General features: G+C 64.2%; 14 protein-coding genes and 1 other RNA gene. 6 read left to right on the forward strand and 9 right to left on the reverse strand.

All coding sequences use genetic code 11. The features are described from left to right. Positions 1 to 204 precede the first annotated feature (204 nt). Positions 205 to 1080 (reverse strand): uracil-DNA glycosylase, encoded by an 876-nt coding sequence (locus tag PLANPX_RS04120; RefSeq protein WP_152097501.1) that lies wholly within the window; start codon positions 1078 to 1080, stop codon positions 205 to 207. A 152-nt stretch (positions 1081 to 1232) separates the two neighbouring features. Between PLANPX_RS04120 and der the strand changes: the two genes are divergently transcribed. Further along, positions 1233 to 2633, forward strand: a complete 1401-nt coding sequence (gene der / locus PLANPX_RS04125; RefSeq protein ID WP_152097502.1) for a ribosome biogenesis GTPase Der — start codon at positions 1233 to 1235, stop codon at positions 2631 to 2633. A 199-nt stretch (positions 2634 to 2832) separates the two neighbouring features. On the opposite strand, the gene PLANPX_RS27135 is transcribed toward der, so the two are convergent. From PLANPX_RS27135 to PLANPX_RS04145, 5 genes are all read right to left on the reverse strand, one after another. Further along, on the reverse strand, positions 2833 to 3006 hold the full coding sequence (locus PLANPX_RS27135) for a hypothetical protein (RefSeq protein ID WP_172991859.1): 174 nt from the start codon (positions 3004 to 3006) through the stop codon (positions 2833 to 2835). A 310-nt stretch (positions 3007 to 3316) separates the two neighbouring features. Continuing rightward, a complete protein-coding gene (gene fliG / locus PLANPX_RS04130; RefSeq protein ID WP_152097503.1) occupies positions 3317 to 4306 on the reverse strand; it encodes a flagellar motor switch protein FliG in 990 nt (329 codons plus the stop codon). A gap of 334 nt (positions 4307 to 4640) precedes the next feature. Next, positions 4641 to 5141 (reverse strand): 6-pyruvoyl trahydropterin synthase family protein, encoded by a 501-nt coding sequence (locus PLANPX_RS04135; RefSeq protein WP_152097504.1) that lies wholly within the window; start codon positions 5139 to 5141, stop codon positions 4641 to 4643. A 181-nt stretch (positions 5142 to 5322) separates the two neighbouring features. Continuing rightward, positions 5323 to 6228 (reverse strand): triphosphoribosyl-dephospho-CoA synthase, encoded by a 906-nt coding sequence (locus PLANPX_RS04140; protein WP_172991860.1) that lies wholly within the window; start codon positions 6226 to 6228, stop codon positions 5323 to 5325. After that, positions 6225 to 7145, reverse strand: coding sequence for an alpha/beta fold hydrolase (locus PLANPX_RS04145; protein WP_232536298.1), 921 nt, complete (start codon positions 7143 to 7145; stop codon positions 6225 to 6227). Before PLANPX_RS04145 ends, PLANPX_RS04140 begins: the two co-directional genes overlap by 4 nt. Positions 7146 to 7349: 204 nt before the next feature. Between PLANPX_RS04145 and ffs the strand changes: the two genes are divergently transcribed. The 4 genes from ffs (at position 7350) to rpoN (ending at position 12099) form a co-directional block, all read left to right on the forward strand. Further along, positions 7350 to 7444: signal recognition particle sRNA small type (gene ffs, locus PLANPX_RS04150), an RNA gene on the forward strand. Positions 7445 to 7548: 104 nt separating this feature from the next. Then, positions 7549 to 9507, forward strand: a complete 1959-nt coding sequence (gene dnaX, locus PLANPX_RS04155) for a DNA polymerase III subunit gamma/tau (RefSeq protein ID WP_152097506.1) — start codon at positions 7549 to 7551, stop codon at positions 9505 to 9507. 252 nt (positions 9508 to 9759) lie between these two features. Then, entirely contained in the window at positions 9760 to 10131 is a 372-nt protein-coding gene (locus PLANPX_RS04160) for a YbaB/EbfC family nucleoid-associated protein (RefSeq protein ID WP_152097507.1), read from the forward strand. A gap of 435 nt (positions 10132 to 10566) precedes the next feature. Then, complete coding sequence (gene rpoN, locus PLANPX_RS04165; protein ID WP_152097508.1) at positions 10567 to 12099, forward strand: RNA polymerase factor sigma-54; 1533 nt, start codon at positions 10567 to 10569, stop codon at positions 12097 to 12099. An 18-nt stretch (positions 12100 to 12117) separates the two neighbouring features. Here the strand turns inward: rpoN and PLANPX_RS04170 are convergent, their stop codons facing one another. The 3 genes from PLANPX_RS04170 to PLANPX_RS04180 all read right to left on the reverse strand — a co-directional run bounded on the left by PLANPX_RS04170 (position 12118) and on the right by PLANPX_RS04180 (position 13387). Then, a complete protein-coding gene (locus tag PLANPX_RS04170; protein WP_152097509.1) occupies positions 12118 to 12399 on the reverse strand; it encodes a type II toxin-antitoxin system RelE/ParE family toxin in 282 nt (93 codons plus the stop codon). After that, on the reverse strand, positions 12396 to 12647 hold the full coding sequence (locus PLANPX_RS04175; protein ID WP_152097510.1) for a ribbon-helix-helix domain-containing protein: 252 nt from the start codon (positions 12645 to 12647) through the stop codon (positions 12396 to 12398). The genes PLANPX_RS04170 and PLANPX_RS04175 overlap by 4 nt, the downstream gene beginning before the upstream one ends. 95 nt (positions 12648 to 12742) lie before the next feature. Then, on the reverse strand, positions 12743 to 13387 hold the full coding sequence (locus PLANPX_RS04180; protein WP_152097511.1) for a PH domain-containing protein: 645 nt from the start codon (positions 13385 to 13387) through the stop codon (positions 12743 to 12745). 301 nt (positions 13388 to 13688) lie between these two features. On the opposite strand from PLANPX_RS04180, the gene nrdR reads away from it, so the two are divergent. Next, positions 13689 to 14159, forward strand: coding sequence for a transcriptional regulator NrdR (nrdR, locus tag PLANPX_RS04185; RefSeq protein WP_152097512.1), 471 nt, complete (start codon positions 13689 to 13691; stop codon positions 14157 to 14159). Positions 14160 to 14179: the final 20 nt, after the last annotated feature.

The following is a 14179-nucleotide window of genomic DNA, read 5'->3' on the forward strand; positions in this document are numbered from 1 at the left end:
CATCATCTCTGAAATCTGTTGCTCCCTCCCCCTTGAGGGAGCAACGAGCACGATCGCCAGTGGCGATCGAGCGCAGGCGGTAGTCCGTGCGTAGCACTGGGCTGGGGAGGGGGGAGATCGCTGGTGCCCGCCTCAATCACCCCTCCCTAACCCTCCCCCTCAAGGGGAGGGGACCAGAAGAAAGTTTCGCTAGGGGGCGGGCGGTCAGTCGACCGGCGTGCCGAGTTCGCGCATGAGGAGCTTCATGTCTTCCCAGGTTTGCTTCTTTGCCGAGGGGGTCCGCAGCAGGTAGGCAGGGTGGTAGGTGCAGACGACTTTCACGCCTTGGAACTGGTGGACTCGGCCGCGGAGCTTGCCGATCGTTTCGGTCGTGCCGAGCAGGTTTTGGGCGGCGACGGAGCCGAGGCAGCAGATGAACTCGGGGTTGATCAGCTGCAGCTGCCGGTTGAGGAAGCGGCGGCAGTTGTGTGCTTCCTCGGGGAGCGGGTTGCGATTCCCCGGGGGGCGGCACTTGAGGATATTGAGGATGTAAACATCCTCGCGGCGGAGGCGGCAGGCTTCGAGGATTTTGTTGAGCAGCTGCCCTGCCTTACCGACGAACGGCTCGCCTTGCTGGTCCTCGTCGGCGCCGGGGGCTTCGCCGAGGAAGATGAGCCGGGCCTGTGGATCGCCGACGCCGAAGACGGTTTGCTTGCGGGTGGTGGCGAGTTCGTAGCAGAGCGTGCAGGCGGCGACTTCTTCGGCGAGGATCTTGAGCGTTTTGGCTTGGGAGACATCGCCCGCTGAAGCGGGGGACGCCGCTGGCGTGGGGGCGGCCGTTGGGCGGGGCCTCGGGGGATCAAGAGAGCGTGCGGCGGCCGGGGCTGGGGTCGCGAGGCCAGCGCTGACGTGTGTCGCGGGCGGCGGTTCGATGGCCGCGGCAGCGGGTGGTTGCCTACGGGCGGCCTCACGCCACTCTTGGGCGATCGCGGCGCCGCTGGGGAGTTGTCGGACGCCGGCGCCGGCGAGGCTTTCCAGCGTCTGCCGCAGGGCGTGGCGGAGCCGGTCGTCGTTCGCGGGTGGCTGAGGCGCGTCGGCCATGTGGGGGAGATCTCCTAACGTTTCCGTAAGGCCAGTTATAGGGCCAAAATTGGCCGCCGAAAGGGGTTCCGCCGCGGCTGGCGACGCTACTCCGCCCCGGCGGCGTAGATTATGATGGACTCCTCCATCGCCCCGCCGAGAAGTTGGTTCCCATGGCCGTCCCCAAAGTTGTCATCGTCGGCCGTCCCAATGTCGGCAAGAGTAGCGTCTTCAATTGGCTCGCCGGCATTCGGCTGGCCATCGTCGAAGATCAGCCTGGCGTTACGCGCGATCGCGTCGACTATCTCACCGACCACGAAGGGCGCTACTTCGAGCTGGTCGACACGGGCGGCATCGGCATCGAGGACGAAGACAACCTCACGAAGCATATCGAAGATCAGATCCAGACGGCGATCGATTCGGCGGCGGTGATTTTGTTCGTCGTCGACACGCGGGCCGGGTTGATGCCGCTCGATGAAGAGGTCGGCCGCCGGCTGCGCGACGTCGAAGTGCCGGTGCTCTGCATCGCGAACAAGACCGACGACGAGAAGATGGACGTGCAAACGACCGACTTCTATCGCCTCGGCCGCGGCAAGATCGTGCCGGTCAGTACCAAGCAGAACCGCAATCGGACGGTGCTGCTGAACATGATCGTCGAGCGGTTGCCGCCCGAGAGCGCCGACGAGGGGCCGGCGGAAGAGCCGGAGATGAAGGTGGCGATCGTCGGCCGGCGGAACGTCGGCAAGAGCACGTTCGTCAACACGCTGGCCCAGGCCGAGCGGATGATTGTCAGCGAGGTCGCCGGCACAACCCGCGACAGCGTCGACGTGCGGTTTGAACTCGACGGCAAAGGGTTCGTCGCGATCGACACGCCTGGTATTCGCCGTACGAAGAGCCAAGGGGCGTCGATTGACTTCTACGGCGCCCACCGGGCCCACCGCAGCATTCGGCGGGCCGACGTGGTGCTGCTGTTCCTCGATGCGACGCAGAAGATCAGCAAGGTCGACAAGCAGCTTTGCGAATACATCGGCGAGGAATACAAGCCGGTGATCTTCGTTGTGAACAAGTGGGATTTGCTGGTCAATTCGATGCCGACCGAGAAGTGGGTGCGGTACTTGAATGACAGCTTCCGGGCCCAGCGGTACGCGCCGATCGCGTTCATCACCGGGCAGACCGGCAAGAACATGAAGGCGCTGCTGAACCACGCCCAAATGTTGTTTAAGCAAGCCCGGCAGCGCGTGACCACGGGCCAACTGAACCGGATGCTGAAGGAAGCGCTGCAGCGGACGCCGCCGCCGCTGTTCCAGGGGCGCCGGCCGAAGATTTACTACGGCACCCAGGTGAGCGCCCAGCCGCCGACCATCGTGCTGTTCTGCAACGATCCGGCGGCCATCTCGAAGCCGTATCAGCGGTATCTGCTCTCCACGGTGCGCGAGTATATGCACTTCGAGGAAGTGCCGATCAAGCTTTATCTACGCCGTCGCCAGGCGAGCGACACGCGGGACGATACGGGCGCCGACGAGATCGGGCCGATCGTGGATGAGGGCGAAGATCAAGCGGTGCACTCGGAGTAGTTTCGAGTTGCGGGTAGCGAGTTACGAGTGGGTGCTACTGGCATTTTGCCGGTGTTGAACTTGAGGCCTGCTCGGCAGTTCTCACTGGCGAAATGCCAGTGGCACCCAGGAGGCTGCGTGGAAGACGCTGAGCCGTGCAGCAATGCGCATGGGGAGCGTTCTGACGCAGGCATGGTTCGCCGGGAAGAAAGCCGGGCGATTAATCGATGCGGGGGACGGTCGCTTTGCGTTCGCCGCTGACGGCGACTTTGGCGCCGCTCTTATGGTCGCGGGCGGCGTAGTCGGCCCATACGGCACCGAGGCCGACCGTCCAGGCCAGCACGAGGCACAGCAGTTCGCCGAATCCAGAAAATTCCCGCCAGTCCTGTCGCATATCGCCTTGCCTGGACACCCGTGTCCAACTCGCTCCGTCGTCTCCGCCTACTTCGCAGGGGCGCCGCCTCGTGCGGCACAACCCTACCAAGCGGGAAGTAGAGCGAAATCGTTAAGGTTCCGCAAGCACAATATGAAGGCTGCTAGCAGCTGCCGCTTAGGCGGCAGCGTCCGTAGTCCGTTGTCAGTAGTCAGTTGCGGCTGTCGCAGGGGCATGCAGCCGCCTGGTTCCAGCAACTGACCACGGACCACTGACAACTGACATAGCCCGCCGATTGGCGGATTCCAGGCGAAAAGGCGCCGCCGGCGGGCTATTGTACGAGCGCTTCTTGCTCGCCGCCGGGGTTGAGTTCCAGCTCGCCGGAGTCTTCGAGGCGACGGACGATGTCGACGATTTCCTGCTGCTTCGCTTCGACCGCCGAGAGTTTGACCGGGCCGAGGTAGCCGATTTCTTCCTTGAGCATGTCGGCGGCGCGGGTCGACATGTTTTTGAAGACCTTGTCCCGCAGCTCGGTGCTGCAGCCTTTGAGCGCCGTGGCCCACTGCGAGGTCTCGACGTTCTTCATGACGATCTGCAGGTCCTTGTCGTTGAACTTCGCCATGTCTTCGAAGACGAACATCAGGCGGCGAATTTCTTCGACCAGCTCGGCGTCTTCGAGCGAGAGTTGCTCCATCAGCTGCCGCTCGGTGGCGCGGTCGGCGACGTTGAGCATCTCGGCCACGGCGCCGACGCCGCCGGCGTTTTCAAAGCTCTGGCTCATGACGCTCGACATGCGGCGTTCGAGGCCATGCTCGACTTCCTTGATGATGTCGGGGCTCGTCTGGCCCATTTGGGCGATCCGCTGGACGACCGAGATTTGGCGTTCGGGCGGCAGGCCGGCAAGGATCGCGGCGCCCGCCGCGGCCGGCAGGTGCGAGAGGACGAGCGCGATCGTCTGCGGGTGTTCGTCGATGACGTAGGTGAGGATGTTCTGGCTGTCGATCGTGCGGAGGAACGCGAAGGGGACCTCTTCGATCGCTTGGCGGATCGTGTCGAGCGTGCCGCCGGCGTTTTTGCCGAAGGCTTTTTGCACGAGGTTTTTCGCGCGATCGAGACCGCCCCCTTCGGCGGTGGCCGCGGGATTCGACTCGGCGAACTGGACGATGATTTGTTCTTGCTCTTCGGCTGAGACCGACTTGAGCTTGGCAATTTCGATCGACACCATCTCGACTTGCTTGGAGTCGAGCCGCTGGAGGATGTCGGCCGCCTCTTCCTCGGGAAGGGTAGTGAGGAGGACGGCGGCTTTGCGGATGTCACCCATGGGAGCGGACGGCCCCAAACTCTGTGGGAGGGGTCTCTGACCCCGAAACTGCGTTGCGCTACCGCAACCGCCTATATTGGTGAGCGGAATCGGCGTCGGAGACGCCTCCCACAGCGGACGGTTGGGTAACTCGGCGTGATGCGCGTAGTTTGCCGTATGGGTTTAATCGTCGCGGGCGGCGCGGGGACTTGATGCGGGCGCGCGGGGGCGGCGTCGGCACGCCAGGCCGGATAATCGTTAGGGTTTGTGCGTGGTGCGGCGTAGCGTGGAGTGGGGGCAGCCCCGGGCAAGCTTGCCCGGGGCTATTCGGGGGACGGGACTGCACAAGAAGCATTTAGGCACGCCAGCGGTACACGCCCCATTGGCCGTCGCATTCGTCGACGCCGACTTCCATCGAGACGAGCGCGTCGCGGACGGCGGGGGCGAGGGTGGCGAGCGTTTCACTGGCGATGTGTTTGGCTAGCAGCTCCGCCGTCGTGTTCTCGACTTCGAGCAGCACGCAATCTTGGCGGGGGAAAATCCAGCGACGCTTGCCGTGGGTGGCGACGACTTCGCCCGCTTCGCCGCCCGGCTGTTCGACGACCTTGATCGTCGGGTGTCGCAGCGGCAGCACAACGCGGTGGTCGAGGCCGTCGACGATCTTTTGCAGGGCGTCGCGGAGCGCGATGAAGTCGATGACGTACTGGTTGCCGTCGAGCGGGCCTTCGACTTCACAGTAGACGTGGTAGTTGTGGCCGTGGATCGGCTCGCAAATGTCGCCGGCGTAGGTGATGAAGTGGGCCGTGCTGAAGACGAGCCGTTCCTTGTGGATGCGGACGCGGTAGGTTTCGGGCATGGCGGTTACACGGCTGGCTTTGCTTGAAGTAAGAAAGACTGAATGCTTTCAACACAGAGAGCACAGAAGGCACGGAGAAGACGTAGGAAAGAGGATTATCGTTCTTACTCCGTGCTCTCTGTGTCCTCTGTGTTGAAGTCTTAATTAAAAAGCGGTTTGTCAGGAGCAGCCCCGAGCAAGCTTACTCGGGGCTAATTGGGGGGGCGTAGAATTTTACCGGCCAGGCAAGTCTGTTTTCGCGGAGGAGCACGAAGAGGGCGGCGGCGATGACGTCGGCCGTTGTGCCAGGGTTGCGGCGGTGGCCGTCGGCGCGGAGCCAGAAATCGTACTCGGCCCGCATCGCTTGGAACGAGTCCTCGCCGTGACGGCGGGAGTCGAGGATCGTCGCGGCGTGTTGCGACACTTCGCGAGCGGCCTCGGGGCCGAGCTTGCGGGCGATCAGCGAATCGGGCTCTTCGGCCAGCAGTTCCATGAAGGCCAGTACGATCGCCTCGCCGAGCGGTTGGCCCGCGGCGGCGTGGTTTGCGATGCGATCGGCCGTGCGGAAGACTTCGACGAAGCCGTTCGCATACTGCCGAGCGATGAGATCGCGATCGGCGGCCATTTGCATCGCGGCGCGGAGCGTCAGGCCGGCGGGGGGCGGTTCGTGCACGTCGGCCTCGGCGACTTCGCCCATGCCGCCGGGTTGGGCGAGGGGGATCGCGCGGTAGACGGCGCACGTGTCGTCATAGTTCAGGCCTGCGAGTACCTGCTCAATGCTCTCGCGAAGCGGCACGCCGCAGGGGACTGCGGCCAGCGGGGCGATGAGCAACAGCATGCCGAGGTTGGTGTTCGTGGCGACGGCGGCGCGGGTGGCGGCGACGGCGGCGAAGATCGTGGCGCCGACCCCCTGTTCTGCCGTGCGATCAATCACCGGGCCGATCACCGCGGCGCTGGTGAGGAAGTCGGCGTAGGTGAGATCCTCGAAGTCGGCTCCGCGGTAGACATTCCCCGGCTTGGCGGCGGTCGCTTCCCAGGTGCAGGCGAGCGTCGCGCAACCGCCGAGGGTGAGGGGCGGCGCGGCGGGTGGTCGAGCGGCAGCGCTCATGCGTCGGTCCGGTGGAGGAAGCTGCGCACCGCCCGTTCCGCTTCTTCGGGGGCGTCTTCCACGACCCAGTGGCCGACGTCGGGAAGGCGAACGACGTCGGCGTCGGGCCATTCTTCGACGAACCGCGTGAGGCACTGCGTGTTGAAGCACCAGTCTTGCTCGCCCCAAACGAGCAGCGTCGGCAGGTCGGCCATTTGCGGGAGCTTGCGTTCGATGCCTTCGAGCGTCTGCCACGTCGGGTGGCGGTCGTTCGAGGGAATGTCGCGGACGAACTGGTAAACGGCCGCGCGACGACGCCACGAGTTGTACGGGGCGAGATAGCCGGCGCGGACGTCTGGTTCGAGCTCTTTCTTGCGGGCCAGCGTCATCGTGAGCGCGGCCCGCGAGAAGGCGTTGGCGCCTTGCAGCATCAATCGGCCGAGGACCTTGCCGCGGCAGGCGCGGATTCGCCACGGGATGAACCAGGGGCGGAAGGCGCCGGTGTTGAACAGGACGATCCGCTCGAAGCGTTCGCGTTCGGCGAGCAGCGTGCCGAGGCCGATGGCGCCCCCCCAGTCTTGGGCGACGAGGGTCACGCGTTGCAGGTCGAGCGATTCGACGAGCTTGCGGAGGTTGGCGATGTGGTCGGCGAGTTGCAGCGGACGAGGCTGCAGGTCGCTCAGCCCGCAGCCCATGTGATCGGGGGCGATGCAGCGGTACTCGCCGCGAAGCGACTGGATGAGCCGCCGCCAGTGGAACGACCAGGTGGGGTTGCCGTGGACGAACAGCAGGGTCCGCTCGGCGTCGCGGGGGCCTTCATCGAGGTAGTGGAGCCGCCGGCCATCGGTGAGGAACCAGCGCGATTCGAAGGGGTAGAGGGCTCGCCACGGCGCGGCGGAGGCGGCGGGCGGGTCGATGGTGGTCGGTTGCAGGCTCAAGGGGCGCGAGCGGAGTGGGGCAAGTCGGTTTGGGGGACGCTCCGGCGGGGCGTGGACCCGCGGCTACAAGCGGTTCAGCCTAGCGGGTTGGGGGGCGGGACGCCACTTGGGAATTGGCGGGCGGCGGGGGCGGCGGGCCTTTGACGGGGGGGAGTGGGGCGCGTACAACTGAGGGTCTTGAACGCCGTGCGCGGCGGTCGTCGACGAGGGGCCCTTGCAATGGGGGCCTTACGAACCTGGTCAGGGCGGAAACGCAGCAGCCATAAGTTTGCGTCTCTTTGTGTGGGGGCCTCTCGTCGTCGGCCGTGGAGCGGGGCGGTTCTGGCTTGGCGCCTCCCGGAGGGCGTGGCCCTCCGGCTAACGGGTGAGGGCGCTGCACTGTTTCGCGAACCCTCCCTGCCCTATGAACGAGTCGCCGTCACCTTCGAACGCAGACACTGGCGGCGAATATGTCGTCGTCGCGCGACGGTATCGGCCGCAGGCGTTTGATCAGCTCGTCGGGCAAGAGCATGTCGCCAAGGCGCTCAAGGGCGCCATCGAGAGCGACCGCGTCGGGCATGCCTACCTCTTCACCGGCGCGCGCGGGGTCGGCAAGACTTCCTCCGCCCGCATTCTGGCGAAGGCCCTCAACTGCGAGCGAGGCACGTCGGCTTACCCGTGCGGCGAGTGCGAGGTTTGCCAGAGCATTGCCAGCGGCGACGACGTCGACGTGCTCGAGATCGACGGCGCCAGCAATCGCGGCATCGACGAGATTCGCCAACTGCGGCAGAACGTTGCCGTGCGGCCGGCGCGGGCGCGGTTCAAGATCTACATCATCGACGAAGTCCACATGCTGACGAAGGAGGCGTTCAACGCCCTCCTGAAGACGCTCGAAGAGCCGCCGGAGCATGTGAAGTTCATTTTCGCCACGACCGAAGCGAACAAGATCCCGATCACGATCCTCTCGCGGTGCCAGCGGTACGACTTCGCGGGGATCGAGCCGACGGCGATTCACAAGCGGCTGAGCGAGATCGCGACGAACGAAGGGGTCGAGGTAGAGTCTGACGCGCTACAGATCATCGCGATGCGGGCGGCGGGGTCGATGCGCGACAGCCAGTCACTGCTCGAGCAATTGCTGTCGACCGGCAGCCGGCAGATTTCGACGAAGGACGTCACCGAACTGCTCGGCCTAGCGCCGGCGGCGCGGCTGACGCGGCTCGTTGAACCGCTCGTGAATCGTGACGCGGCGGCGGCGCTCGCGGAACTTGACGCGGCGATCGTCGAGGGCGCCGAGGTGGGGCAGCTGATTGATCAGCTACTCGGGTACTTCCGCGATGCGATGACGCAGGCCGTTGGATGCGACGCGAGCCAACTGCTGTATGCGTTGCCAACGCAGCGGGAGGAGATGCTGAGCGTCGGGCAGCGACTCGGCGTGCAGACGCTGCTGGCGGTTTCGCAGGTGCTTGATCAGACGGCCGCGCGGCTGCGCGTGAGCACGCAGGTGCGGACGTTGGCCGAGATGGCGCTAGTGCGGATTTGCCATTTGCAGAATCTCGATGAGATTGCGGCGCTGATTGAGCAGCTCAAGGGGGGCGAGGCGCTGCCGGTGCGGGCGGCGGCGAGCGCGGCTCCTGTGGGGAGCGCTGCGGCGCTGGGCGCAAAAAAAAACGAGATAGCTAGCCCGGCGATGCCTATGGCAGCCAAGCCACCGGCTCCGCTGGTGAATGTCGCGCCGGTTGAGGTGGCTCGCGCGGTGGATCGTCCACCGGCGGAGTCGGTGGCTTCTGTGAGGCCCAACGCCGCGGAGGATTACTCCCGAGCGGAGCCCGGGGTTAGGGAAAGTGCGGAGCCTGACGCTGGGGCGGGAAGGCGGACCGCTGAAGCGGAGCGCCCCGAGAGCGTGGCTCAGCCTGCGGCAGTGAGTGCGCCGCCGACTTCTGCGGGACCGGTGCGGATTGATGCTGCTGCAGCGGAGCGGATTTGGCGCGAGGCGCTCGAACAGCTCGAAGCGATCTCCGGCGTCGTCGCGGCGTCGGCGCACGAAGCGACGCGGATCAGCGCGGATGCTCAGGGGCGGCTCGTCGTGAGCTTTCCCGAAAGCAAAAAATACATGCGCGAGACCTGCCTGCGGCCGCAGAATCTCAGCAAGCTCGACGCGGTGCTCGAACAGATTTGCGGCGGCCGCGTGCCGCTGACGTTGACGACGCACGCCGACCCTGCCGGTTCAGGCCCGGCAGCCGCCGCTGCTTCGCGGCCAAATCCGAAACAGCAGCAAGCCGACGCGGCGGCCGACCCGTTCGTGAAGCGCGCGGTAGAATTGTTCGACGCCGACGCGGATCGGTTGCGTTACGTGGCGCCGCGCGTCGACGGGCCGGCGAATTAAAAAAGAAGAATTGAACCGCCAAGGACGCCAAGGTTCGCCAAGGAAATGCATGGGGCGCTGAACCACGGCGGCACGGCGGACACGACGAAAAGCTGAGAGACAGCCCGCGAATCACGCAAATCTGCGCGAATGGAATCCATCTGTTTTTGATTCGCGACAATTCGCGTGATTCGCGGGCTAGTTATTGCTCTTCCCCTTGGCGTCCTTGGCGTCCTTGGCGGTTAGTCTTCATAGCGAAGCGGAGATGATGCGATGTTCAAAGGCTTAGAAAATCTCGCCAACCTGCCGGGGCTGATCAAGCAAGCGCAGGAGATGGGGAGCAAGATGCAGCAGCTCACCGCGGAGCTGAAGACGAAGCGCGTCACCGGTTCGGCGGGGGGCGGGCTCGTCGAGGTCGACGCCAACGGGTTGGGCGAGGCGCTCGCGGTGCGGATCGACCCGTCGCTCATCGCGAAGCAAGACCGCGAGTTGCTCGAAGATTTGCTGCCGGCGGCGATTAACGCGGCCCAGCAGAAGGCGAAGGAACTTCACGCCGAGCAAATGCAATCCCTCGCGGGCGGGATGAATATTCCGGGACTGTCCGACGCCCTGGGCGGTTTGGGCAACATGCAGCCGCCGGAATAGGTCGTAGGGGCTCCAAATGGGGCCAAAATGGCGAGACTCGCGGCAGATTCTTGGGGTAAAATTAAGGCGTCGCAGGCGTGGTTGGCAGGGCTAATCACGACGGCACAAAGACGCCAAGAACGACACGAAGAGCCGCCCGGTTACGTTGCGATCATCATCGCGCGCGGGCGCTTGTGGGGAACATGTCGGCCGCTAGATCTCAGCGATCGTTGCGTGTTTCTCCTTCGCGCTTTTCTTCAAGCTCTTTGAGCTTTCGTGGTTCGTTCTCACAGCCGCAATCGCGGCGGAATGTTTGACCTGCCGCGAAGCTGGCCAGTATGCTACAGGTACTTGGCACGCCGATTGCAGTCGTGCAACGTCCAACTTTTTCCGACGCTGCAATTCAGACCACGCGTCACTGACACCACTCGACCTTCTGCGGAACGAACACACGCCATGCGACTCTCCCTCGGCCAAAGCATGCAGATGGCCCAGAAGCAGGTGCTGGCGCCGCGGATGATCCAGTCGATGGAAATCCTACAACTGCCGATCATCGCGCTGCAGGAGCGGATCGAGCAGGAGATGGAAGACAACCCGGTGCTCGATCAGATCGAGCCGTCTGGTGAGATCGAAGAAAACGGTTTTGAAGAGACCCTTGCGGTCGCCGACGGACCAGATGCGCCGGCCGACACCGAGCGCGAGTTGGTCGTCAGCGAAAACACGAACAACGAGGATGACTTCGAACGTCTCCTCAACATGGCAGAGAATCTGCCGGATGATTACGAGGAGCGCAGCCGGCCGTCGCGCGGGGAGATCGAAGCCGAGGGGGACCGTCGTCACGATCAGATGGCGAACATGGTTGCCCGGCCCGAGTCGCTGCAGGATTATCTGGATCATCAGCTGAGCTGGTTCGATCTCGACGAAGAAACGCGGCGGATGGCCGACCGCATTATCTACAACCTCGACAGCAACGGTTACCTCAAGTCGCCGCTGGAGGATTTGATTCCGCCGGCGCCTCCCGAGGTGAACGGCAACGCCGAGGCGTGGCGTGCTCAGCAACTCGCGATGGCCGAACGGGCGCTCGCCGTGGTGCAGCGACTCGATCCGCCAGGCGTCGGGGCCCGCAGCTTGAAAGAGTGCTTGCTACTCCAATTGACGCCGGGGCTATTGTTCTACGAGGAACTGCAGGTGCTCATCGAGCATCATCTCGAAGACCTGGAGAACAACCGGCTGCCGCTGATCTCGAAGAAGACCGGCTTCTCGATCGAGACGATTCAAGAAGCGTGGGAAGACCTGCGGACGCTGAAGCCGAAGCCAGGCGCCGACTTCACCGAGACGAGCGCTCCGGCGGTGACGCCCGACGTGTTCGTCGAGAAGAACGACGAAGGCAAGTACGCCGTTCACCTCGAAGACGGCGATCTGCCGTCGCTCTACATCAGCCCCTACTACCGGCGGCTGCTGCAGGAGTCGGGGACCTCGGCCGAGACGCGTGATTACATCAAGCGGAAGGTGAACGCCGCGCAGTGGCTGATCGAAGCGATCGAGCAGCGCCGCAGCACGCTCACGCGAGTGTCGCAGGCGATCGTCGATCACCAGACGAAGTTCCTCGACGACGGCCCCGACCACATCGAACCGCTGAAGATGCAGCAGATTGCCGACAAGGTCGGCGTGCACGTCACGACGGTGAGCCGCGCGGTCGACGATAAGTGGATTCAAACGCCGCGCGGGATCTTCCCGCTGAAGCGGTTCTTCGTCGGCGGCACCACTGGCGCCGACGGCGAAGAAGTGGCGTGGGATCGCGTGCGGCTGAAGCTGCAGGAGATCATCGACGGTGAAGATAAGACGAAGCCGCTGTCGGATGACGCGCTGGTCGACGAACTCGGCAAGGCGGGCGTCACCGTGGCACGGCGGACCGTGACCAAGTATCGCAAGGCGATGAATATTCCCAGCAGCCGGCAGCGGCGAGATTGGTCGGCGGAGGGGAAGTAGGAGAAGATTTCTGCTTCTTCAGAACAACTCCGTCAGGTCGCGAGCGCCGTGAACAACCCTGAGGACGATCACCGCGTCATCGTCGATACGGAAGAAGATGAGGTAGCTCTGATAGCTCAGCCGCCTCATGCCAGGGCCAAACTCACTGCAATCTTCGCCGACGAATGGATTTTTGGTCAGCGGTAGGCAGCGGCGTCTCAGACGCTGCACGAAGTGCAGAGCTGCAACAGGCTTAAACGAGAAGATTCCGTCCAGATCGTTTTCGGCGTCCTGCGTGATATCCAGACGCCGTACTTTCAAGAGGCCTCTTTCTGCTGCCGCATCAGCTCAAGAGCGCGTTTCTCAAGTCGATCGAAGACTTCCTCCGCGGGTTTGCAGAGGCCGGCCTCGATCTGCTTTTCAGCGACTTCAAGCATGCCTCGAAGCTCATCGCGGCGTTGCAGCAGATGCACCGCCTGATTAAGCGCTTCGGCTTCGCTTTGGTAGCGCCCGCTGGCAATGGCTGCGGCAATGTACTGCGAATGCTCGGGTGAGAGGTTGTCTAGCATGACGAAACGCCTCTGCGGAAGATGTTCAAATCGGCTGCCTTGAATTATCGCCCGCAGAGGCCGTGAAGTCAAAGTCCATGGGTTCGCAGTGAATTCTACACCGATTCGATATACATCCCCCGCCGGCGGCGTTCTTTGCGGCGGGCATCGTCGATCAGCGACGCGACTTGGCGGACGTTCTCGATCCCCTGGATCATGAATTCCGGCGTCGAGGCGTCGCTCGAGCGCAGGCGGATCGAGCCGATTTTCAGCATCCGCTCGACGGGGCCTTGGACGACGCCGACGTCGTCGATGTCGATCGTTTCGATGCGGTCGACTTCGCGCCACAGCAGGCCGCGCTCGTGGATGAAGCGTTGGTTCGTGAGGTAGTAGTGAAGGCTGAGCTGCAGGTAGAGGAGCCGCAGGACGAGCGCAATCCAGACGAGCACGATGGCGCCGGCGGCGATCGCCCACGCGCCGCCGGTGAAGCTAGCAAAGAAGCCGATGACGATGATAACGAGCGTGAACGCCCCGCCGGCGATCCAGGCGCCGAGCATCGCGAGCTTCGAGAATTGGCCCTGCCACAACACTTCCTCTTGGTCCTCCCCCGCCGTGGGGGGAACTGCAGCCCGCGGCCGCTTCGCGGCGGCGGGCCCGCCGGCTGCCGCTGGTTGGTCGACGGAGGAGCTGATCGCGACGCCGCACTTGTGGCAGAAGGCGGCTTCGGCGGGAAGCTCCGCGGCGCAGGCAGGGCATTTCATCGGCGGGGAATCCTCGCGGGAAGCGGCTGAAGGGTAGCGGCCGGACGATGGAACACGGCGGCCTGCGGATCGGGGGAGCGGCGAGCATTATAGCGGTCGGCCGCAGCGGCGCAGAGAGTCGCGGAGCGGCTCTGCGAGGCGACGCGGCGGGTACACCGGGAACGCTGTGCCAGCGATTCTGCGGGGTATTCGCCGGCGGGCGGTACAGCTTGCCAGCACTGCTCCTCGGTTTGTCGAAATGTGCCGCCCTCCCCTCGACGGCGCCGTGGACGAGGCGCGCGCCTGGTGTATGATGGCGACCATGAAATGCCCCTTCTGTCGCATCGACAACGATCGTGTGATTGACTCGCGGGCTTGCCAGGATGGCTTCTCGATCCGTCGGCGGCGGGAATGCCTTTCTTGCAAGCGGCGGTACACCACGTACGAGCGGATCGAAGAGACCGCCATCAAGGTGGTGAAGAAGGATGGCTCGCGCGTTCCCTTCTCGCGCGACAAAATCAAAGGGGGCCTCGAACGCGCCTGCTGGAAGCGGCCGATTAGCGACCGCGACATCGAACGCACGGTGGCCGCGATTGAGAACGACGTTTATACGACGTTCGACAGCGAGATCGAGAGCCATCGGCTCGGCGAGTTGGTGATGGACCACTTGCGAGATCTCGATCCGGTGGCGTTCGTCCGCTTCGCGAGCGTCTATCGCCAATTCGCCGACGCGGGCGATTTCTTCGACGAATTGCGGCCATTTCTTACCGAAGCGCGGAAGACGCCGCGCTAATCGACAGGCTCCGCGGTGCT

The organism is Lacipirellula parvula, from assembly GCF_009177095.1.
Classification (GTDB): domain Bacteria; phylum Planctomycetota; class Planctomycetia; order Pirellulales; family Lacipirellulaceae; genus Lacipirellula; species Lacipirellula parvula.

Excerpts from the sequence above, each read along its gene's own strand:
- PLANPX_RS04120 (WP_152097501.1), bottom strand. The coding sequence starts at position 1,080 with ATGGCCGACGCGCCTCAGCCACCCGCGAACGACGACCGGCTCCGCCAC.
- der (WP_152097502.1), top strand. The coding sequence starts at position 1,233 with ATGGCCGTCCCCAAAGTTGTCATCGTCGGCCGTCCCAATGTCGGCAAG.
- PLANPX_RS27135 (WP_172991859.1), bottom strand. The coding sequence starts at position 3,006 with ATGCGACAGGACTGGCGGGAATTTTCTGGATTCGGCGAACTGCTGTGC.
- fliG (WP_152097503.1), bottom strand. The coding sequence starts at position 4,306 with ATGGGTGACATCCGCAAAGCCGCCGTCCTCCTCACTACCCTTCCCGAG.
- PLANPX_RS04135 (WP_152097504.1), bottom strand. The coding sequence starts at position 5,141 with ATGCCCGAAACCTACCGCGTCCGCATCCACAAGGAACGGCTCGTCTTC.
- PLANPX_RS04140 (WP_172991860.1), bottom strand. The coding sequence starts at position 6,228 with ATGAGCGCTGCCGCTCGACCACCCGCCGCGCCGCCCCTCACCCTCGGC.
- dnaX (WP_152097506.1), top strand. The coding sequence starts at position 7,549 with ATGAACGAGTCGCCGTCACCTTCGAACGCAGACACTGGCGGCGAATAT.
- PLANPX_RS04160 (WP_152097507.1), top strand. The coding sequence starts at position 9,760 with ATGTTCAAAGGCTTAGAAAATCTCGCCAACCTGCCGGGGCTGATCAAG.
- rpoN (WP_152097508.1), top strand. The coding sequence starts at position 10,567 with ATGCGACTCTCCCTCGGCCAAAGCATGCAGATGGCCCAGAAGCAGGTG.
- PLANPX_RS04175 (WP_152097510.1), bottom strand. The coding sequence starts at position 12,647 with ATGCTAGACAACCTCTCACCCGAGCATTCGCAGTACATTGCCGCAGCC.
- PLANPX_RS04180 (WP_152097511.1), bottom strand. The coding sequence starts at position 13,387 with ATGAAATGCCCTGCCTGCGCCGCGGAGCTTCCCGCCGAAGCCGCCTTC.
- nrdR (WP_152097512.1), top strand. The coding sequence starts at position 13,689 with ATGAAATGCCCCTTCTGTCGCATCGACAACGATCGTGTGATTGACTCG.